This window comes from Celeribacter litoreus (genome assembly GCF_020165855.1).
In the GTDB taxonomy this organism is placed as follows: Bacteria; Pseudomonadota; Alphaproteobacteria; order Rhodobacterales; family Rhodobacteraceae; genus Celeribacter; species Celeribacter litoreus.
The window spans coordinates 563636-583635 of sequence record NZ_JAIUFY010000014.1; the positions used below are offsets into that span (position 1 = coordinate 563636).

At 58.5% G+C, this 20000-nt stretch carries 18 protein-coding genes; 13 read left to right on the forward strand and 5 right to left on the reverse strand.

What is annotated here, in order from left to right:
* Positions 1 to 28 precede the first annotated feature (28 nt).
* From LA304_RS16290 to LA304_RS16300, 3 genes are read right to left on the reverse strand one after another with little or no spacing between them, the layout of a single operon-like run.
* The gene (locus LA304_RS16290; RefSeq protein ID WP_224504226.1) at positions 29 to 565 is read right to left on the reverse strand and encodes a TRAP transporter small permease; all 537 of its coding nucleotides are present in this window, start codon (positions 563 to 565) and stop codon (positions 29 to 31) included.
* 17 nt (positions 566 to 582) lie between these two features.
* On the reverse strand, positions 583 to 1563 hold the full coding sequence (locus LA304_RS16295) for a TRAP transporter substrate-binding protein (protein ID WP_224504227.1): 981 nt from the start codon (positions 1561 to 1563) through the stop codon (positions 583 to 585).
* Between the two features lie 24 nt (positions 1564 to 1587).
* Positions 1588 to 2874, reverse strand: a complete 1287-nt coding sequence (locus LA304_RS16300; protein WP_224504228.1) for a TRAP transporter large permease — start codon at positions 2872 to 2874, stop codon at positions 1588 to 1590.
* A 122-nt stretch (positions 2875 to 2996) separates the two neighbouring features.
* On the opposite strand from LA304_RS16300, the gene LA304_RS16305 reads away from it, so the two are divergent.
* Positions 2997 to 3941: a LysR family transcriptional regulator gene (locus LA304_RS16305; RefSeq protein ID WP_224504229.1), complete on the forward strand. Its 945-nt coding sequence runs from the start codon at positions 2997 to 2999 to the stop codon at positions 3939 to 3941.
* A gap of 376 nt (positions 3942 to 4317) precedes the next feature.
* On the opposite strand, the gene LA304_RS16310 is transcribed toward LA304_RS16305, so the two are convergent.
* Positions 4318 to 5307 (reverse strand): AraC family transcriptional regulator, encoded by a 990-nt coding sequence (locus tag LA304_RS16310; protein ID WP_224504230.1) that lies wholly within the window; start codon positions 5305 to 5307, stop codon positions 4318 to 4320.
* A 133-nt stretch (positions 5308 to 5440) separates the two neighbouring features.
* Between LA304_RS16310 and LA304_RS16315 the strand changes: the two genes are divergently transcribed.
* Entirely contained in the window at positions 5441 to 6268 is an 828-nt protein-coding gene (locus LA304_RS16315) for an NmrA family NAD(P)-binding protein (RefSeq protein WP_224504231.1), read from the forward strand.
* Positions 6269 to 6293: 25 nt separating this feature from the next.
* Positions 6294 to 6719 carry a DUF4345 domain-containing protein gene (locus tag LA304_RS16320; protein WP_224504232.1) on the forward strand — a complete coding sequence of 142 codons (426 nt, stop codon included), beginning with the start codon at positions 6294 to 6296 and terminating at the stop codon, positions 6717 to 6719.
* Positions 6720 to 7104: 385 nt separating this feature from the next.
* Here LA304_RS16320 and LA304_RS16325 read toward each other — a convergent pair whose 3' ends face one another.
* A complete protein-coding gene (locus LA304_RS16325) occupies positions 7105 to 8535 on the reverse strand; it encodes an NAD-dependent succinate-semialdehyde dehydrogenase (protein WP_224504233.1) in 1431 nt (476 codons plus the stop codon).
* Positions 8536 to 8692: 157 nt separating this feature from the next.
* Between LA304_RS16325 and LA304_RS16330 the strand changes: the two genes are divergently transcribed.
* From LA304_RS16330 to LA304_RS16375, 10 genes are all read left to right on the forward strand, one after another.
* Positions 8693 to 9379, forward strand: a complete 687-nt coding sequence (locus tag LA304_RS16330; RefSeq protein ID WP_224504234.1) for a GntR family transcriptional regulator — start codon at positions 8693 to 8695, stop codon at positions 9377 to 9379.
* Complete coding sequence (locus LA304_RS16335; RefSeq protein ID WP_224504235.1) at positions 9376 to 10368, forward strand: proline racemase family protein; 993 nt, start codon at positions 9376 to 9378, stop codon at positions 10366 to 10368. Before LA304_RS16330 ends, LA304_RS16335 begins: the two co-directional genes overlap by 4 nt.
* 53 nt (positions 10369 to 10421) lie before the next feature.
* Positions 10422 to 11258, forward strand: coding sequence for a transporter substrate-binding domain-containing protein (locus tag LA304_RS16340; protein WP_224504236.1), 837 nt, complete (start codon positions 10422 to 10424; stop codon positions 11256 to 11258).
* 110 nt (positions 11259 to 11368) lie between these two features.
* Complete coding sequence (locus LA304_RS16345; RefSeq protein ID WP_224504237.1) at positions 11369 to 12025, forward strand: amino acid ABC transporter permease; 657 nt, start codon at positions 11369 to 11371, stop codon at positions 12023 to 12025.
* Positions 12022 to 12870 (forward strand): amino acid ABC transporter ATP-binding protein, encoded by an 849-nt coding sequence (locus LA304_RS16350; protein ID WP_224504238.1) that lies wholly within the window; start codon positions 12022 to 12024, stop codon positions 12868 to 12870. Before LA304_RS16345 ends, LA304_RS16350 begins: the two co-directional genes overlap by 4 nt.
* Positions 12871 to 13026: 156 nt before the next feature.
* Positions 13027 to 14505, forward strand: coding sequence for an aldehyde dehydrogenase family protein (locus LA304_RS16355; RefSeq protein ID WP_224504239.1), 1479 nt, complete (start codon positions 13027 to 13029; stop codon positions 14503 to 14505).
* A gap of 10 nt (positions 14506 to 14515) precedes the next feature.
* On the forward strand, positions 14516 to 16207 hold the full coding sequence (locus LA304_RS16360) for a GMC family oxidoreductase (protein ID WP_224504240.1): 1692 nt from the start codon (positions 14516 to 14518) through the stop codon (positions 16205 to 16207).
* A 23-nt stretch (positions 16208 to 16230) separates the two neighbouring features.
* Entirely contained in the window at positions 16231 to 17013 is a 783-nt protein-coding gene (locus LA304_RS16365) for an HpcH/HpaI aldolase family protein (protein ID WP_224504241.1), read from the forward strand.
* Positions 17014 to 17057: 44 nt separating this feature from the next.
* The gene (locus LA304_RS16370; RefSeq protein WP_224504242.1) at positions 17058 to 18332 is read left to right on the forward strand and encodes an NAD(P)/FAD-dependent oxidoreductase; all 1275 of its coding nucleotides are present in this window, start codon (positions 17058 to 17060) and stop codon (positions 18330 to 18332) included.
* A gap of 36 nt (positions 18333 to 18368) precedes the next feature.
* Positions 18369 to 19757, forward strand: coding sequence for an NAD(P)-dependent oxidoreductase (locus LA304_RS16375; RefSeq protein WP_224504243.1), 1389 nt, complete (start codon positions 18369 to 18371; stop codon positions 19755 to 19757).
* Positions 19758 to 20000: the final 243 nt, after the last annotated feature.

The window sequence follows — 20000 nt, forward strand, 5'->3', positions numbered from 1 at the left end:
GAAAATCTCCTGCTCGTGAAATGGGATGTTAGGTGGCGTCGTCTTCCGGCTTCTCGATGCCGGTATCACCGGACCAGCGCGCCGCGAGATGGACGAAGATAAAGACGATCATCAAAGGCACGGCGATCGCCACCCAGAAGGTCGTGAAGGGCAGAGTGTCGGCCATCGTCCGGCTGTGTCGCGTGATGAACGCCCGCGCGGGGTTCATCCCCGGGCCGAAGAACACGTGCCAGAGGATCGGCGCGAGATAGAGAATGACGACGAGCGACTTCGCAACATTCGCAGCGTGAAGCAAAAGTTTAGGCCCGCGGGTCGCGCCATTGAACAAGGCCGGATCAAAGCGGCGCTTGAACGACATACTCGCGCCGATCAGCCCCGCCCAGATCATCGCGTAACGTGCGAGTTCCTCGGTAAACACAGGCGGCTGCTTGAACACATATCGCGCAACGACCTGAAGCATGACCGCCCCCACGAGGACAACCAACGCGATCCCCGAAATCAAGGTTGCGATGCGATCAAGCAGGTTCGAAATCTTGATCACGGTGCTGGTGAGGGTGTGTCTCATGGGAGCGGCCTATGTCGTTACTGAACAGACGCCTTCGCGTCGGTCCATAGCTTGAGCTCTTCAGGGTTGAGGGTCGTGGCCCAGACGCCTTCGGACAGGGCGATCATCTTTTCACGCTCGCCGGGGGCGAGTTCGGTGATGGTTACACCTGCGGCTTCGTGGCGGGTGCGGACCTCGGTCGACCATGCCTCCACCCAATCGCGGTTGGCTTTGATGCCTGCTTCAATCGCTGCATCGATTTCGGCCTTCTCCTCGTCAGACAGGGACATGTACCAGTCTTCGGAGATGAGCACGGAGCGGATCGACGGGGCGATGTTCGCGGGGGTGAAGTGCTTGAGGAACTCGGTGTGACCCGTGCGGATGGCGGAGTTCGGCGGGTTGAAGTAGCCGTCAGCCACGCCGGTTTGGATCGCGTTTGCGACCTCTGCCCAGGCCACAATGGTGCCGCTGGAGCCGAGGGCCTCTTGGAACGCGAGCTGTTCAGCATTGAGCGCGCGGAAGCGCATGCCCTGCATGTCTGCGAGTTTGGAGATCGGTTTCTTCGCGTTGTGAATACCGATGCCGACACCGATGAAGTTGAACCCGACCATGCGCACGCCGTTTTCAACCAGCGGGGCGTTCATCTCGTCCATGATGTCGCTCTCGCCAATGACTTTGTCGAACTCGGTCGCATCCGCAAAGAAGAACGGCATCGCCGCGCCTTTGACGAGCGGGGACATCCCGAAGGCGGTTGAGGTCGTCGCGAGGTTCACCTCGACGAGGCCCTGCGCAATCTGGTCATAGCGCTCGCTCTCGCTGCCCAAGGTATTGGACGGGAAAATCTTTACCTCGAACTCGGTGCCTTCGAGCGCATCGGCAAACCCGTGGGCAAAGGCGGCTTCTGCGTTCGCCACCGGATCGTCCGCGCCGTTCATCGCGATTTTGACTTCCGCCGCTTGGGCCGCAGCGGCCAGCAGGGCGATGGAACTCGCATAGGTCAATGTTTTCAGAAAGGTCATCATGTCACTCCACTGTCGGTTTTTTTATGAGGCCAGACCCAGCATGCGGGGGAGGGCCAGAGAGATTTGGGGGAAGTATGTCAGCACGAAGAGCAGCAGCACTTCGGCGACGAAGAAGGGAAAGGTCGCGCGCATCAGGCGCCAGTAGTCCATCTTGACCGTCGTAGAGAGCATCAACAGCACCGCGCCCAACGGAGGGGACAGAAGGCCGGTGGTGATGTTGAAGCAGATAACTATGCCAAGATGGACCGGGTCGATGCCCAGTGCCAAAGCCACCGGAACAAAGATCGGAGCAAAGAGAGCCACAGCCGCTTTCACATCCATCGCCATGCCCGCCACGAGGAAGATGGCGTTGATCAGCATGAGATACTGAAGCGGGCCGAGGCCCCAGCCTTCGACGGTCGCCTTGATCGCCTGCGGCCACTGAAGCAGCGCGGCGAGGTAGCTAAAGGTCGAGATGGCACAAAGAAGGATGAACAAACCGCCGAGCATGACCCCCGTGCGCTGGAGGCTCGCACCGACGTCCTTGAGCGACAGCTTGCCGTAGGCGAAGCCGATGATCAGCGCGGCGACGACGGCGACGGCGGCGGCCTCTGCGGGAGTCATAAAGCCGAACAGCGTGCCGCCGAGGATGATGAAGGGCAGCAGCATCGCAGGCAGCGCCCGCAGGAGCGACGGGAAGAACGGCGGGACATCCATGTCCTTTCCGCCCGGGTGATTGTCCCGATGGGCGAAGTAGGCGTTCATCGCCATGAGCACCGCCGCGAGGAGCAGACCCGGCAAAATACCTGCCGCAAAGAGCGCCGTGACGTTGGTTTCCATCAAAGCACCATAGAAAATCAGGATCGACGACGGCGGGATGATCGGCCCGATAATGGACGACGCCCCCGTGATCGCTGCCGCGTAGTCGAGCGTATAGCCACGGCGCTGCATCTCTGGGACGAGCGAGTTCCCGAGCGCCGCCGCATCGGAGACGGCAGAACCGGACACACCCGCAAAGAACACGGACGTCGCGATGTTCACATGCCCCAACCCGCCCTTGAGGCGTCCGAGGAACGACATACAGAAATCAATCAGCGCCGTCGCGAGGCCCCCGCGGTTCATCAGATCGCCCGCAAAGATAAAGAGCGGCATCGCGAGAAAGGCGAAGGAGTCGAGCTGGCTAAACAAACGCTGCGGAAGGACCGCCATGTAGTTTGCCTTGTCCGCTGCGATAAAGGTCAGGATCGCCGACGCGCCGATCACGTAGGCAATGGCCGATCCCGCAAGGAGCGTGAGAAGGGTAAAGGCGATGATAATAGGTGCCTGCATTTAAGGCTTACGTCCCTGTGTCTGTCGTTTTGGGAAACGTGCCGTGCATTGCTGCTTGCAGAAATAGAAAATTTTTTCTTTTTAGATAGCATATTTCTATATACTCACGGGACACCTAACACATGCGACCGCTAACACTCCAACGTTTACAGGTGTTCTGTGCCGTTTATGAGCACGAGTCGATCACCACAGCCGCGCGGAGCATGAAGCTCTCCCAACCGACGGTGAGCCGCCATTTGCGCGATTTTGAAGCAGCTTTGGGGCTCACGCTGTTCGTTCTCGACCGTGGACGGGTCATTCCGACGGCGGAGGCCGATTCAATTTATAACGAAAGCCGCTTTCTCTATGACGGTCTGAACCGGCTGGAAAACCGGATCGAAGCCGTCCGTAAAGGCACCGGCACGCGCCTCTCCGTGATGACCGTCGGCCTCCTCGCGCAGCATTTTGTGAGCGGCGCGATCTCGCGGATCAAGAGCGACATGCCCAATCTCCACATCTCCGTTGATGTCGGCACACTCGGCCAACAGCTTCAGGCGATGAAGAACGGCCAGGCCGAGATCGGTATCGTCGCCGGACGCATCCACGCGGAGGACGTCCAATTGAGCCACCTCGGACGCGGGCGCCTCGTGGTGCTGGTCCCCGAAGAAATGGAGATCGCCACGAAGGATCAGGTCTCGCTCGACGACTTGCGGAACGTGCCGCTCTTGGCCACGACGACACGGGGACCGATCGGGCGTGTGCTGTCGGACGAAATGGTGGAACGGGGGATGACGGTCGATCCGTCCATCGCCGTGAACTCTCTGATCCTCATCCCGCTCTTGGCCCGCCAGATGCGCATGGCCGCCATCGTGGACGAGTTCACCGCCTATTTCAGCACCCCGCCCGGATTTGTGGTCAAACCGCTCGCGCCCAAGGTGAACTTCGATATCTACGCCATCACCGCCGGTCCGGTGGGCAACAAACTCGCCGCACAAAACTTCGTCGCCTACATGCGCGAGTATCTCGCAAACTGGGCGAGAGGGGACCGCCCCGCTTTGCGGGAAATCCCGACAGTTTCTAACACTTGAGGCCGTAGCGCTGATTGTTCAGTACGCATGGTCTGAAGACCGAGCGAAATCTGTTCTATCTCTATGCTCTGAGCGTCATTGTTTGTGGGGCAATGGCGGAGAGACAGGGATTCGAGCCCTGGGTCCCCGTAAAGGGACAACGGTTTTCGAGACCGTTTTTGGGGTCAGGTTAAGATTTATAGACCCAATGAAATAAGGGGTTTCACTGCTGATTTATGGGCGAAATCGGCATTATCGGCAGGCGAGGGTGTCATAGAAAAGTGTCATAGGTCTGGCTCCCTGCCGTCTCCTGGCGAGAACATAGATTGCCTGAATGAAAACTAAACCGAATATGACTTCGGAATGCTTTAATGCGGCCGGAGAAACTGGAAACCCCTTATGTGTTTCGCCGAACCTGACCCGGCGTCGTCCCGAAAACGCGCTTGAAGGCTCGGTTGAATGCGGGTTCTGATTGATAGCCCAGATCAGCCGCGATTGTGGCAATCGGGAAACGTGTTTCACGAAGCTTCTGGCGTGCGAGATTCATGCGCCATTCTGCGAGGTATTGCATGACGGGCGTGCCGACGAGCGTGGTGAACCGCGCGGAAAACGCCGAGCGCGATTGACCTGCCACTTGCGCCAACACGTCCACCGACCAATCCGCGGCAGGATCGCGGTGAATTGCAACTATGGCCCGCCCGATCTTGGGGTCGCGTGCGGCCTTGAGCCAGCCACGGTTTGCATCTGGTGAACTGCGCAACCAGCGCCGGATGGCTTCGATCACGACAACATCCGCGAGCCGCGTGATGACGGTTTCGCCGCCGGGGCGCAACTCTCGCGCTTCGCTGGCGATGAACCTGAGTGTGCCCTGGAGCCAACTCCCGGCCTCTTCGTCCCACGGGTCGATTTTCAAGACGTCCGGCAGAAGCGCCATCAACATCGGGCTATAGGCGTGGTCGAGCCGCACGAGACCATACATGATGCTGCTCTCAGTCCCGCCTCCTCCGAACTCCAAGGTCTCGTAGAGTTCGGTCACCTTGCGGATCGGGAGGTCTTCGAGTTGCCGAAGTTCCGCCTCCGGCCCGCTGAACAGGGTCACGGGCGCGCCGTGGGTCATGAGGATCAAATCCCCTTTTTCAATCTCGAAGGGCGCATCCTCTCCGATTTTGAGCGAGGCCCGCCCGTCCATCACCACGATAAAGTTCATCACATCGGGAAAGCCGGGGATCGCAATGCCCCATGGGGCGGTCATGCGCGACTGGCAGTAGAAGGTGCCGGTCAGTTTGAGTAGGTGCAAAATCTCACCCAGCGGATCGCCGATGGGCTGCGCGAGTTTGGACGGGTCGGGAACATGTGGCTCTGTCATGAAAAGCAGAGTGACGGTCATTTCACCATACGTCCAGACACTTTGGACGATCAGCTAAGATATCAGGACGCTGTAGAATGGTTCATCCAGTTCTTTCGGGTGATCTTGGGTCATCAACAACGACAGAACACATCTGAACCCAAGGACACTGATCATGCAAACCAAACCCATTCTCGTTCTCGGAGCGACCGGCAAGACCGGCGCCCGTATCGCACACCGCCTTGAGGCCCGCGGACTGCCTGTGCGCCGCGGCTCGCGTCGGGCCGCCCAGCCGTTTGACTGGAATGCCCACGAAACGTGGGGCCCCGCCCTCGAAGGCGTTGGGGCCGTCTATATCTCCTACTACCCCGACATCGCCGTTCCGGGTGCTGTGGAAACTGTCACGGCCTTCGTGGAGAAGGCCCGTGAAGCCGGTGTTGGCAAACTCGTGCTTCTGACCGGTCGCGGGGAATACCACGCCCAGCAGGCGGAGGAGGTCGTTCGCCAGTGCGGATTGCCCTTTACCATCGTGCGCGCCGCGTGGTTCGCGCAGAACTTCTCCGAAGGTGCACTTCATGCGCCTGTCATGGCGGGTGTCTTGCCGATGCCCGGTGGGGATGTCCAAGAGCCCATCGTCGATGTCGACGATATTGCGGATGTGGCTGTGGCTGCGCTGAGCGAAGACGGTCATGACGGCGAACTCTACGAAGTGACCGGCCCGCGCCTGATGCGCTTTGCCGAGATGGCAGACATCCTGTCGCGTGAGAGCGGGCGGCAGATCGCCTACGTTCCGATCTCGTTCGACGACTTTCATGCCGCTATTCTTCAGAGCCAAGGCAAAATGATCGCCGATGTCCTGACCGGTATTGCCCGCGAGACACTCGACGGGCGCAATGCCTCGCTTGCCGATGGCGTTCAGCGCGCACTCGGGCGCGAGCCCCGTGATTTCACCACCTTCGCACAGTCCGCGGCCCGTGCCGGCGCATGGGCAGATGCTGCCTGACCCCATCTCCAGAAAGGAGTCCCATATGTCACTCTTTCCAAAACTCACCCTCGGTGCCGCTGGCCTGACCGCCCTCGGGATCGGTCTCGCTATCACCTTCGTGCCGCATGGTTTTTACACAAGCTACGGTCTCGACATCGGCGCGAACCCGGTTCGCCTCAGTGAACTCCGCGCCCCCGGCGCCAATCTTGCAGCCCTCGGCGCCGTGATCTTCTCAGGGGCCTTCCGGCCGAACCTCGTGCGTCTCTCCGCTGCCTTGGGCGCTCTCGTATTCTTCGCCTTTGCTTTCGGACGTGGGGTGTCCTTTGCGCTCGACGGCTGGCCGGGAGACAGTATCGCAACCGCCCTCGTCATCGAGGTCGTGCTTGGCGCGCTTTGCTTTACTGTGTGGCGTCGCTCAGGGCGGCGCATGCCATCGCACGATCGGTTTGGGTTTCTTCTCAACCGATAGCCCACGGCTGTTGGTATGCCACCATGGGCTGAGCGTAGGCGTTTGTTATTGATAAATTTTATCCATCTACGAATGCCTGCCTTCGTCTTTGATCCTCTCTCGTTATTTTAGGAAATGTCTTAAAAGCGTGTTGGTCGCTTTTCTGATGATCATGACAAGAGCCAGTTCTTTCGGGAATGAGGCATGAGGAGACTCAACCAGCAGAGAGCGTTTTGGGCCCAAACCTGCCATTCGAACAGATTGCAGAGAAGGTCCGCTTTGATTCCTGACATACCCTTCGACGCGTGATCGTGTGACCGCAGCAGAAAAGTCTCGTTCAGGAAGCTGGACTGTCAGCACTGGCAGCGATTGGGATAAGCCGCCAGTGCCTCTTTAGGAGCGGATATTAGAGTTCCGCGACGTATTTCACGCGCATGTAAGCTTCGAGACCCTCGGTGCCGCTTTCGGAGCCGTCGCCAGATTCATTTACGCCGCCAAAGGGAGTCTCCGGTGTCGAGATCCCCATGAAGTTGACGCCGACCATGCCCGCTTCGAGTTCTTCCTCGGTTCTGCGAGCGAGCGTGAGGTCTTTGGTAAAGACGAAAGAGGCGAGGCCATATGGCAGCGCGTTGGCGCGTTCCATCAAAGTGTCGAAATCGGAGAACGAGGTGCAGGGTGCGATCGGTCCGAAGGGTTCTTCGCTCATGATGCGGGCCTCATCCGGCACATCCCGAAGGACGGTCGGAGCGAAGAAATACCCTTTGTTGGCCACGCGCTCGCCACCGGTCATCAGGGTGGCGCCCTTTGCGACGGCATCGGACACGAGCGCCTCCATGACGTCGAGGCGACGTTCCGCGATCATCGGTCCCATTTGGACGCCGTCTTCGAGGCCATGGCCAAATTTGACCTTCTTCGCGCGCTCGGCGAACCCCGCGACGGCCTTTTCGTAAATTGACTCGTGGAAGTAGAAGCGTGTCGGCGACGTGCAAACCTGACCGGCGTTTCGGAACTTGAAGGCGACGAGCATATCGAGCGTCTTTTCGAGATCGGCATCCTCATGCACGATCACAGGGGCATGGCCTCCCAACTCCATGTGACAGCGTTTGAGCGTATCGGCAGCTTGTTTCTGAAGGAGTTTGCCAACGGCGGTCGAGCCGGTGAGTGTCACGGCCTTGGGAATCTCGGATGCGATCAGGTGGGCGGACACGTCAGCAGGGTTCCCGAAGACGATATTTAGCACACCATCCGGCAGGCCGGCTTCTTGGAGGCAGCGTCCGAAGGCGACGGCGGTGCCGGGCGTTTCTTCTGCAGGTTTGATGATGATCGAGCATCCCGCTGCAAGTGCGCCGCCGATTTTGCGAATGACGTTCGAGGCAGGGAAGTTCCACGCGGTGAAGGCGGCAACAGGTCCGATTGGCTCTTTGGTCACGATCTGGCGCACGCCCGGGGTCCGGGACGGGATGATACGCCCGTAAGCACGCTTGCCTTCTTCTGCATAGAAGCGGAGCGCTTCTGCGGAGAAGGCGACCTCGCCAGTGGCCTCGGTAAGCGGTTTACCGTTTTCGAGGGTAAGCAGCTTCGAGATCTCGTCTTTTCGGGCGTCGATCAGGTCGGCGGCCTTCGCGAGGATGTTGTAGCGTTCAATCGCAGTCTTTTTCTTCCAAACCTTAAAGCCCTTCGCGGCAGCGTTGAGGGCTTCATCAAGATCGGCGGCAGTCGCATGGGGAACTTGCGCGAGCACCTCTTCGGTTGCCGGATCGAGGAGCGATTCGGTTTTACCCTCGCTTCCTTGACGCCATTTCCCGTCGATCAAGAGTTCGATCTTTTCACTATACATTCCGGTCTCCTGCTGAGTGCTGTGCATTGTGTGCATTGGCCATTTGTGACCTATGGTGGGTTTGGTTGCTGTCGTGACCGCCTTTCGATTTGGCGGAAAGCGGCAGAAATCCATTCAAGACTATTGCATTGTATACAGAGCACAGTATGGTGTCCACATGAACAACAGAAAAACACATAACCTCTCTGCTGGGATCTCCGACAATCTGGCGGCTGCGCTGGAAGAGGAGATTGTGACGCTCGGCCTCGCCCCCGAGGCACGACTGACAGAAGAAGACATCGCGGAGAAATATGGTGTGAGCCGCTCCCCAGTTCGGGACGCGCTCCGCACATTGGAGCGTGAAGGTCTCGTCGTGCGCCAGGCACGCAAAGGGATTTGGGTCGCTCCAATGTCGCTGCGCGATTTTGATGAGGTCTATACATGCCGGATCGCGCTTGAGGCGCTTGCGTCCGAGGCCGCTGCGCGGTCTCAAGTCACCGGCTTGAAAGAGGAACTTGCGGAGGCGCTCGAAGAAATGCGCGCAGCAAGCGAGACGGGCGATGCGCACGCATTCTTCACAGCTGACGTGCGCGGCTCCGAACTCATTTATGAACTTGCAGACAATCAAACCCTGCGTCGTCTGTTGCAGGGGCTTGAGAAGCAAGCCCTGCGATATCGCTTCTTCCTTTACAAAGTTGCACCGGATCTCGTGCGTCTTTCTTTTGATGAATCCGCAGAAATCATCTCAGCGATTTGTGAAAACCGTCCGACCGATGCGAAAGAAATGTCTTCTGCGTTGATCGAGAAAATCTGGCAGGCCGCGCGCGAAATTGTCGAAGACGAGTTCGGGAAAGGCACCGCATGACCATTTTCGAGGGTGCCTTTTCCTATATTGATAGCCATACGGCAGGGCACCCGACCCGGGTCATCCTGAGCGGAATCCCTTCGCTCAAGGGAGATACGGTTAAAGAGATGCGGATGGATTTCGAGGACCGTTTTGATCATCTGCGTTCAGCGCTTCTCCATGAACCGCGGGGCCACGCTGCGATGGTCGGCCTCGTGCCTGTCCCCTCGAAGGTCGCAGATTTTGGCGCGATCTTTATCTCGTCATACGTTTACCTCGGCATGTGCGGTCACGGGACGATCGGATATGCGAAGACCCTTGCACACACTGGCGCAATCAGCCGCGAGACGGGGGACAGTTTCACGCTCGAAACGCCTGCGGGTGTTGTAACGGTTAACCTGAAGTGGGGCGATGACGGAGAGTTGGAGACTGTCTCCCTTCGCAACGTGCCAGCATTCACGGGCTTTGAAGACTTTTCAATCGATGTGCCGGATCTTGGCTCCGTCACATGTGATATCCTCTACAGCGGCATGTGGTATGCTATGGTCAATGCGCGCGACGTCGGGCTGACCCTTTCACCGGAGCATGCCTCGAAGGCTCTCTCAATCGGCTGGAAGATCAAGACAGCAATTGCAGAGGCAACGAAGGGCGATCTACTCCTCGCCGATGCACCCGCACCTTCTGTTCTGTTTTACGAAGAACAAGCACCGGACCGCGCGCGGCACTTCCTCGTGCTCGCGCCGAATAAATTCGACCGCTCACCCTGCGGAACGGGGACCTGCGCACGCATGGCGCAGCTCCAGATCCGCGGACAATTGAAACCGGAAGACACCTATCACGCCGAGAACATTTTCGGCGTCGGATTTATGGCCAATCTCCACGCAAAGACCGCGCAAGACGGTCGGGATGGTTATGAAGTTGTGATCCTGGGAAGCGCATACATCACTTCCCAGGGCACACTTTTCCTCGAGAAGGATGACCCCCTCACTCGAGGTTTCCTCAGTCAATGACCAACAGGTCGTTGGCACTCAGAAACAAAGTAAGCACAGGGAAAGTAACACTCATGTCTATATTTGGAAACATCTTGCGGGCTGCCGCACTCGGTGTCGGCCTCATGGGCGCAACGCAAGGCGCAGTTGCCCAGGAAGACCCGTCCGCAGTCCTGAACGAAATCCGCTCCTCAGGTGAGCTGAAGATCCCCGTCATGGTCGGCGAGGAACCGGGCTACATCAAAGATCCGGCCACGGGCGAATGGAGCGGCTTTTACGTCGATTTCCTGCAGGATGTTGCAGACGCTCTCGGTGTCGAACTGACGACCGTTGAAACCACCTGGGGCAACCTCGCCGCCGACTTCCAGTCCAACAAGATTGACGTTGCTATCGGTGTGAACCCGAACCCGAGCCGTGGTCTCGTTGTGGACTACCTCTGGGAGCCGCTCTTCACCGACGCATGGGCCATGCTGACCCCTGAAGGCGCTCCGATCGACACATGGGCCGAACTGAACACGCCGGAAAAAACCGTCGTCGTGCAGAAAGGCTCCACCATGCAGATCGTTGCTGAAGCGCTTCTGCCGAAGGCAACCATCACAGTTGTCGAAGACCGTAACCTCGCCATCATGGAACTCCAGGCACGTCGCGCCGACGGTATCCTTCTCTCCGTTTTTGATGCCCTGCAGGTGTCCGAAATGGCTGTTGGCGACGTATCCGTTCCGGAACCGATGCTCCGCAACCCGGCAACCCTCGCCGTTGCACGTAAGTCCGGCAACGCTGGCTTCATCAACTTCCTGACCAATTGGGTGCAGCAACAGCGCTCCCTCGGTCTGGCGCAAGGCCGTCTCCAGCAGTCCTGGGAAGACCGTGGGATCGACCTCTCCATCCTGCCGTCCAACTTCAGCTTCTGATCTGAACGCTTAACGCCGCTTCCCGGTCGGCCTTTCCTCCCCTTGTGGTCGACCGGGCTTTTCTACCTCGCACATAAAAATTGCCGACAAACGGCATTCCGGAGACGCATATGTTCGACTTCTCGGTCATCATACAGAATTGGCCACTGTTTTGGAACGGATTGCTGGTCACGCTGTTCTACTCCGCAATCTCGATTTCCGCGGGCCTCTTCATCGGACTGATCATCGGCCTGATGCAATTGACTGGCTCTCGGCTTCTGACCACCATCGGACGTGTCTACGTCGAGATTTTCCGCAATATTCCGCTCTTGGTGATCCTGCTCTGGATCTACTACGCCTTTCCGATTTTCGCCGGACTTTCGATCACAAAGTTCTGGGCGGGTTTCGCAGGCCTGAGCCTTTACGCTGCCGCATTCTACGCCGAAATCCTCCGTGCAGGTGTGCAGTCGATTGACCCCGGTCAGACCGATGCCACGACCGCGCTCGGCATGACTTACTACCAACGGATGCGCCGCGTGATCCTGCCGCAGGCCTTCCGCCGCATGATCCCGCCGCTGGCCGGACAGTCGATCATCCAGATCAAGAACACCACGCTCATGTCGATGATCACGGTGCCCGATATTCTCTATCAGGCGAGCTATGTGAGCTCCTTCACCTACCGCCCCATGGAGGTCTACACCTTCGTCGGCATCATGTTCCTCGTCCTCCTCGTGCCGCTCACACTGCTGTCACGCAAACTCGAAAAAATCTCGGAGACCGTGAAATGAGCGCTGATATCAAAAAGAAAGAGCCTCTTCTGCAGATCGAAGCACTGCACCTTCATTACGGGATTAAGCCGGTTCTGCGCGGCATTGATCTCGATGTGATGGAAGGGGAGGTTGTTGTCCTCATCGGAGCCTCAGGGTCAGGCAAGACCAGTTTGCTTCGCTGCATCAACCTCCTGAACGCCCCGACGGGCGGACGGATCACGATTGCAGGTGAAGACATCTACAATGCCGGCGACGACCGGGGTGTGGAGCCGAGCATGTATACAGGCGCAAACACCGTCCCCATGCGTGACGTGAACCGCATCCGGTCCCAGACAGGCATGGTGTTCCAGCAGTTCAACCTGTTCCCGCACATGACGGCGCTCGAAAACGTCATGGAAGGCCCGGTCACTGTAAAGCGTGCCGATCCGGAGAAGACCAAGGAAGAAGCGATGGCACTTCTCGCCCAAATGGGCCTCGAAGGTCACGAACACAAATACCCGCGACAACTCTCGGGTGGTCAGCAACAACGTGTCGCTATTGCACGTGCCTCGGCAATGCATCCGAAAGTCATGCTCTTTGACGAGCCGACTTCCGCGCTCGATCCCGAGTTGGTCGGTGAGGTGATGAAGGCCATGACGCAGCTCGCGAAGTCGGGCATGACCATGGTGATCGTGACGCATGAACTTGGTTTCGCTTTCGAGATCGCGGATCGCGTCATCTTCCTCGATCAGGGCTGCATCGCCGAAGACGGCCCGCCCAATGACGTTCTCCTGCATCCGACCCATGAACGCCTAAAGAGCTTTGTCGGCCGCTTCCATGAAACCGCAAATCTGCTGAGACCCTTCCTCGAAGGCACTGGCTAACACGCGGCCCAGACTACAAGGAGTGGCCAAACTCATCTGGCCACGCCTCCCCACCGTGCTCGTTACCACGAGACCAAACGAACTCCCGCTGAAGGTGTGCCTTTTAGCGAAACCATTCTTGCGGCCTGACGACAGGCCGAGACGACGAGGTAAATCATGACGTATTCATTCAATCCGGACACAGTTACCGTCCCTTCCGGTCACCATATCGGCGGCAAATTTGTTGAACTTCCGGGCGAAGAGATTGTCGTCCTGCGCCCCTCTGACGAAAAGCCGATGGGCGTGATCACCGACGGTGGGGTCGCCTCTGTTGAGATGTCGGTCGATGCGGCGAAGAAAGCGCTCGCGGAAACGGGGTGGGCCACGATGGTGCCGCGTGAGCGCGCAAAGATCTTGTTCCGCTTTGCCGAGAAGATCGAGGAAAAGGCCGAGTATCTCGGGCGTCTGGAGGCTATGGGCTCCGCGCGTCTCGTGTCCGGCACCATCATCGGGGATGCGGTCCGCACCGCAGGCGTTGTCCGCTACTTCGCAGAGTTCTGTGACAAGATCGAAGGGACTGTGACCGCGACCCGCGAGAACACGCTGAGCTACACCAGACGCGAACCTTACGGCATCGCAGGGGCCATCGTGCCGTGGAACTTCCCGATGATCACGGCGGCCTGGAAATTCGCACCGGCACTGGCCGCAGGCAACGCGGTCGTCATGAAAACCTCGGAAATCACACCGCATAGCCTCTTGGCCCTCGCCGAATGTGCGGCGGAAGCTGGTCTGCCCGGCGGGTTGTTCAACGTGGTGAACGGTTACGGTCACACGACGGGGGCGGAAATCGTTCGTCACCCTGACATCGGCATTATCTCCTTCACCGGGTCCACACAGACCGGCGAAGCGATCATGAAGCTCGCCGCAGAATCCGGCATCAAGCCTGTGATCCTCGAACTCGGCGGCAAAAGCCCGCAGATCGTGACGAAGAATTGCGGCGATATGGACGCTGTCGCAACACGTGTGGCGAACAACTTCATGATCAACGGCGGTCAGGTCTGCACCTTGGCGTCGCGCCTCTTGATCGAAGACAGCATTGCCGATGAGTTGACCGAGAAAGTCCTCGAACGCACACAAGACATCAAAGCGGGTCCGACATGGGATGAGACAACGACCTTTGCGCCGATCATCTCCGCCAAACAATTCGACCGCATCGACAACATGGTGCAGGAAACCATTGCGCAGGGCGCGGAGGTCCTGACCGGGGCAGGGCGTCTCGACACGGTGAACGAAGGCAACTTCTACGCGCCAACGGTGCTCACGAATGTCTCCCGAGACAACATCGGTTTTCTGGGCGAGTTCTTCGGCCCGATCGTGAACGTGTCCCGTTTTGCAGATCTTGATGAGGCTATCGCTGACGCTCAACACCCTGTCTACGGCCTCGCGGCCTCCGTTCACACGCTCAACATGCAAGAAGCCATGCGCGTCGCGGACAAGGTTGAGGCGGGCATGGTCTTCGTGAACCAGCACGGGCGTGATCCCGAGTTTTCCTACACTGCTGGCGGCTTCAAAGCCTCTGGCTTCGGCAAAGACATGGGTCGCGCCGGGTTTGAAGCCTTCACCCGCGAGAAAGCGGTGTGGATCAATTACGCCTGAGGATGATGCGATGGAATATGATTATGTCATCGTAGGCGGTGGATCGGCGGGGGCCACATTGGCCGCACGCCTGTCCGCCGACCGGCGTAAAACTGTGGCACTCCTCGAGGCAGGTCCAGACACCCCGCCGGACGATGTCCCAGAGATCATTGCGGACAGCTATCCGGGGCTGTCCTATTTCGATCCGAAGTATCATTGGTCCTCATTGCGTGTTTTTGCCCGCAACCCGCGATCAAATGATGCGCCTGTGCCCCCGACACGTCTTGAACAAGCCAAGGTCATGGGCGGCGGTTCTTCCATCAACGGTCAGTTTGCTGTGCGCGGTCTGCCTGCCGATTACGACGAATGGGCCGAGAGTGGTGCGACGGGCTGGGACTGGGAAGGGATGCTTCCTTATCTTAAAAAGCTTGAACGCGATCAGGACTTTGACGGACCGCTCCACAACAACGACGGCCCGATGCCGATCCGCCGTGTGTTCCCGAAGGATTGGGCAGGCTTCTCAAAAAGCGTTCTCGACGTTGTCTCAGAGGACATTCCCTATCGCGAGGACTATAACTCCTCATTCGAAGAGGGCGCTTTCCCGCTCCCGCTGACCAACGAAAATGATAGCCGTGTGTCGACCGCCGTCGGCTATCTCACCAATGAAGTCCGCGCACGGGACAACTTTTCCATCTTCGCGCACACGCAGGTTGAGGCGCTGATCACAGAGGGCACCCGTATCACAGGGGTCCGCGCCCACACCGACGGCGCAGCACCTGTGACCTACAAGGCGAAAGAAGTCATCGTCTGTGCTGGTGCGCTGCATACACCCGCGATCCTAATGCGTGCAGGTATCGGTCCGGCTGCAGAACTCAAACGCCACGGGATCAATGTCGTGGCCGACCTTCCCGGTGTGGGCGCGAACCTGATGGACCACCCGCACCTCGCCATCGGGGCGCATTTCAAAAAGTCCGCGCGACTGAAGCCTCGCCAGCGGCGTCACATCTTCCTCGGGGTGCGCTATTCGTCCGGATATGAAGGCTGTTCGCCCTCCGACATGTTGATGATGCCGGTGAACCGCGCGGGTTGGCACCCACTCGGCAAGGCGATGGGTGCTCTCAATGTCTGCGTGAACAAAAGCTACTCGCGCGGCAGCGTTACCCTCAATTCTGCGGATTGGCGCGATGAGCCGTGCGTGAACCTGAACCTCGCAGGGGATGAACGCGACCTGATGCGTCTCGTGGACGGATTCGAGCGAATGTATAGGATCATGGAAGATCCTCGAGTGCGCGAACACGTGAACACCTGGTTCCTCGCTGGCTATAATGAGGAGGCGCGCTCGCTCTCCGTCCGCAAGCCCTCGAACTACCTCAAAACCGGCTCTGCCGCGTGGATGTTCGACTACCTCCCAATCTTCCGTGACACGCTCCTCAAGCACAAGTTCGGCACCCAAGACCGGATGCACGCCATGATGAAAAACCGCGATCTCATCGTGGATTGGGCGCGCGAAGCCGTCTGGTCCGGTTGGCACGTCTCCTGTTCGTGCAAGATGGGCGGCGATGATGATCCGATGGCCGTTCTTGATCCGGAATGCCGCGTGCGCGGTGTTCAGGGCCTGCGCGTGGTCGATGCCTCCATCATGCCGTCGGTCATCGCAGCCAATACCAACATCACAACGATCGCAGCCGCAGAGAAAGCGGCCGATCTGATCCTGGCTTCCTAATCCTCCACTCAAAGGAAACGAAAATGCGCGAAAGCAAAACCAAAACACTCTGGGCCAACGGTGAAGAAGTTCTCACCGGCTGGCTCGCGACCAACTCCTCCCTGATGGCCGAAATGATGGCGCAGATGGATTTTGATGCCGTGACCATCGACATGCAGCACGGTGTTGCCGATTACTCCGACGCGCTTGCAATGCTTCAGGCGATTTCCACAACTGACAAAACCCCGATTGTGCGCGTGCCGTGGAATGATCCGGCCATCATTGGTCGGATGCTCGACGCGGGTGCCTACGGCATCATCTGCCCGATGGTGAACTCCGCCGAAGAATGCAAAGCGTTTGTCGAAGCTTGCCGTTACTTCCCACAGGGCGGGCGCTCTGTTGGTCCGATCCGCGCGGGTCTCTATGGCGGTGCCGATTACTTCGCCAATGCTAATGACACGATCATCACCTTCGCGATGATCGAGCACAAAGATGGCGTGGCCAATCTGGATGAAATCCTCGCCACCCCCGGTCTCGATGCCGTGTTTGTTGGGCCGTCTGATCTCGCTGTTTCGATGGGACACACGCCGGGTTTCGACCCGAAATGGCCGGACGTTGTGGAAGCGATCGAGTATATCGCCGAGCGCTGTAAGGCGCATGGCGTCATCCCTGGGATCCACGTCGGATCTGTCGAATACGGGCAAAAGATGCGCGAGATGGGTTACAAATTTCAGGCCTACCTCTCTGACTTCCGAATGACGCAGATGGCGTTCTCCAAGGCGATGCCGGCTTTCCGTGCGGGCAAACCGGACGCAACTGCTCCGTAATCATCACTTCATCGGCATCTCTACGGCAACTCGGGGGTCGAACCATGACTTCTATCGCGACTGGCAAGCACGCCATTGTCATCGGCGCGGGCATCATTGGTGTCTGCACAGCCAACGCCCTTTTGGATAAGGGCTTCACCGTCGATGTGTTCGACCATGCCGAGCCGGGGTCGCCCGATCAGTGTTCCTACGGGAATGCTGGCGGGATTTGTCCCGGCTCTTGCCTGCCGAATGCGATGCCGGGCCTGATGAAAAACGTCCCCCAGTGGCTCCTCGATCCCGAGGGGCCGCTCTTTATCCGGCTGTCCTATCTCCCGCATGCGCTGCCGTGGCTCATGCGCTTTGTCCTCGCGGGTCGCAAATCGCGGGTCAAGCAAATCTCGCAGGCAATGATCGGCCTACATCGTCTGAGTTTCGAAGCCTATGAGCCGATGATGGCAGAGGCAGGGTGTCTCGATCTTCTTCAGAAGCGCGGCCAGCTTTTCGTCTATGAACGCGAGAACGGTCCCGACGGCAGCGCCTACGGGATGGGCCTGCGCCGCTCGCATGGTGTCAAGGTTGAGACGCTCAACGCAGGCGAAATTCAGGATTTGGAACCGGCTCTCACAGACCGTTTCAAGAGCGCGATCTATCTCCCGGATCAGGGGCAAAGCCCGAACCCTGGTCGTCTCGTGGCTGAACTCGCCAAGCTCGCAACGCGGAAAGGCGCGCGGTTTTATCGCGAACCCGTCAAAGGGTTCACCTACACACTCGGTGATGCGACAGGCATCACCACGGCTTCGGGCGACTATACCGCGGACCGTATTGTGCTCGCGGCAGGTGCATGGTCGGCAGATCTTGCGCGTCAATTGGGCGACCGTATCCCATTTGAGACCGAACGCGGCTACCACGTTATGCTCCCACAGGCGGACACCGGCCTGAAGGTTCAAACCATCTCGGCAGACCGCAAATTCGTCGCCTCACCGATGGAAGAAGGGCTACGCCTCGCCGGAACTGTTGAATTCGCGGGCCTCAATGCGCCGCCAAATTACAAGCGCGCGGATATCCTCGTTAAACAAGCACAGGGGATGTTCAAACGCTTTGAAAAGAGTGAGGTCCATCGTTGGATGGGGCATCGTCCGGGCACGCCGGACTCTATCCCCGTCATCGACACCTCAAAACGCCACAAGCGGGTGACCTATGCCTTCGGCCACGGCCACCAAGGCCTCATTGGTGGTGCCGTGACGGGGCGTATCGTTGCGGATATGGCCTCTGGTCTTCCTGCTCCGATTGACATGACCCCCTTCCGCCTTGACCGTTTTGGTTTCAAAAACCTCTAAACCCTCGACTGCACCTTTAGGACCATTATGACTGACATGACCCGACCGACTCGCGTTCTCATTGCCGATCTGATCGGCCTCGCATTTGATGCGGATGGCCAGCCTGATCCGTCCGAGGCCCGCACCTATATTGAGGGGGTCGAGGGCTGTTCGTTCCATTTCGGTCCTGCGGCTGACAAGCCCTCTGGTGCAGCCGATCCCGCGCTTGTCGACTTCTATTATTGCCCGAATGTGTCGACGCGAGAGGAGCTTCTCTCCCTCTGTGCGGACAACGCCTATGATGCGCTGATCGCTGCGGCGACGTTTATTCCGGCGGAATGCCGGTTTGACCTCGGCGGTGTGCGTATCGGGGCAGGGACCGGCAATATGGGGTCGGAGAGTTGGGGCGGCGGGAATGGTCTCGGCGGTGTTGCCCCTCTGATGAACACGCCCGGGATCAACAGCCGTGCGACCGCGCAGATGGTCTGGAAGGCTCTCATGTCCGCACTGCCGGATTTGCCGTTCGACACGCTCCATGATCGCGTCGCTGCAGGCACGTTCGACACCGGTCGTCATCTGCGTGATTTCCCGACCTCGAAACTCGAAGGCCAGAAACTTGCTGTTATTGGATATGGCAATATCGGCCGCGAAGTCGCTAAGCTCGGCACAGCGTTTCATATGGATGTCGCGATCTTTGCCCGTCCGCGCCATAAGAAGTGGATTGAAGCCGAGGGTTTTACCTATGCCGCGACGATTGAAGAGGCCGCGAGTTCGGCAAATGCGCTCTCCGTCCACCTTGGTCTCGGCCCGATGGATGCCGACCGGGGCGTGCCCGCCAACACCGGCCTGATTAACGCAGAGGTTCTGTCTGCCATGGCGCGCGGCGGTGTGCTCATCAATTTCGACCGTGGGGAACTGGTTGACACAAGTGCGCTCGATGTTGCACTCGCGTCCGGTCAAATCGGACGAGCTATCATTGACGCGGATGTTTTTGTCTCAGAGGAGACCGGTGAGGTTACTGGCCCGATGGCGCCCTATCTCCCGCTCTTGGAGCAACACGCAGACAAACTCTGCTTATTGCCGCATGCAGCGGCAGATACCGATCACCCGACCCGCGTGGCGGGGGCAAAACAGGCGGTTGATCAAATTCTGTCGGTGATACGGGAACGTGTGGTTGTGAATGCCGTCGGGGATGTGCCCGAGGAGCTAACTTCAGGTAGTTCAATCGTCCCGGCCGGTGTCGGCGCGATCCGTTTGGAACGATTGATTTCGACGTTGGAGGCTTCAGGCGGAGACAAGCTGAGAAGCCTTGTCTCCGACTTACATGCAAATCTTGAACGGATGTCAAAGCCGGATGCGGACGCGGCACATGCCCTGATGTTCGACCTGAACAGACTGCGGGCTCTCATGAACGAGTTTGGCCTCGAAGGGCCGATGCAGACCTGAACGGGTGAATCCTTCGAAAGCTCTGTGTAGAGATACTTTGGGAGCTTTAGGTATGTCTGCTCAGAAGTGAAAAGGAACCGGCGTGTCGACTTCATTACGGACATTTACGTTTGCCGCAGCGAATGTCCGGTTTCCGCCGATTCTGTGGAAAAACTAGTGTTTTTGAGCGCAGAAATCGGCGTTCCAAACTCGGCCCAATCGCCTTTCCTATCAGGCTTTTTGCGGCCGCTGCGGTGCAGGAAA

What these genes read in the sequence shown, in the direction of transcription:
- LA304_RS16305 (WP_224504229.1), top strand. Translation starts at nt 2,997, where the DNA reads ATGCGACCGCTAACACTCCAACGTTTACAGGTGTTCTGTGCCGTTTAT.
- LA304_RS16300 (WP_224504228.1), bottom strand. Translation starts at nt 2,874, where the DNA reads ATGCAGGCACCTATTATCATCGCCTTTACCCTTCTCACGCTCCTTGCG.
- LA304_RS16355 (WP_224504239.1), top strand. Translation starts at nt 13,027, where the DNA reads ATGACGTATTCATTCAATCCGGACACAGTTACCGTCCCTTCCGGTCAC.
- LA304_RS16350 (WP_224504238.1), top strand. Translation starts at nt 12,022, where the DNA reads ATGAGCGCTGATATCAAAAAGAAAGAGCCTCTTCTGCAGATCGAAGCA.
- LA304_RS16365 (WP_224504241.1), top strand. Translation starts at nt 16,231, where the DNA reads ATGCGCGAAAGCAAAACCAAAACACTCTGGGCCAACGGTGAAGAAGTT.
- LA304_RS16330 (WP_224504234.1), top strand. Translation starts at nt 8,693, where the DNA reads ATGAACAACAGAAAAACACATAACCTCTCTGCTGGGATCTCCGACAAT.
- LA304_RS16375 (WP_224504243.1), top strand. Translation starts at nt 18,369, where the DNA reads ATGACCCGACCGACTCGCGTTCTCATTGCCGATCTGATCGGCCTCGCA.
- LA304_RS16290 (WP_224504226.1), bottom strand. Translation starts at nt 565, where the DNA reads ATGAGACACACCCTCACCAGCACCGTGATCAAGATTTCGAACCTGCTT.
- LA304_RS16295 (WP_224504227.1), bottom strand. Translation starts at nt 1,563, where the DNA reads ATGACCTTTCTGAAAACATTGACCTATGCGAGTTCCATCGCCCTGCTG.
- LA304_RS16325 (WP_224504233.1), bottom strand. Translation starts at nt 8,535, where the DNA reads ATGTATAGTGAAAAGATCGAACTCTTGATCGACGGGAAATGGCGTCAA.
- LA304_RS16370 (WP_224504242.1), top strand. Translation starts at nt 17,058, where the DNA reads ATGACTTCTATCGCGACTGGCAAGCACGCCATTGTCATCGGCGCGGGC.
- LA304_RS16340 (WP_224504236.1), top strand. Translation starts at nt 10,422, where the DNA reads ATGTCTATATTTGGAAACATCTTGCGGGCTGCCGCACTCGGTGTCGGC.
- LA304_RS16345 (WP_224504237.1), top strand. Translation starts at nt 11,369, where the DNA reads ATGTTCGACTTCTCGGTCATCATACAGAATTGGCCACTGTTTTGGAAC.
- LA304_RS16320 (WP_224504232.1), top strand. Translation starts at nt 6,294, where the DNA reads ATGTCACTCTTTCCAAAACTCACCCTCGGTGCCGCTGGCCTGACCGCC.
- LA304_RS16360 (WP_224504240.1), top strand. Translation starts at nt 14,516, where the DNA reads ATGGAATATGATTATGTCATCGTAGGCGGTGGATCGGCGGGGGCCACA.
- LA304_RS16310 (WP_224504230.1), bottom strand. Translation starts at nt 5,307, where the DNA reads ATGACCGTCACTCTGCTTTTCATGACAGAGCCACATGTTCCCGACCCG.
- LA304_RS16315 (WP_224504231.1), top strand. Translation starts at nt 5,441, where the DNA reads ATGCAAACCAAACCCATTCTCGTTCTCGGAGCGACCGGCAAGACCGGC.
- LA304_RS16335 (WP_224504235.1), top strand. Translation starts at nt 9,376, where the DNA reads ATGACCATTTTCGAGGGTGCCTTTTCCTATATTGATAGCCATACGGCA.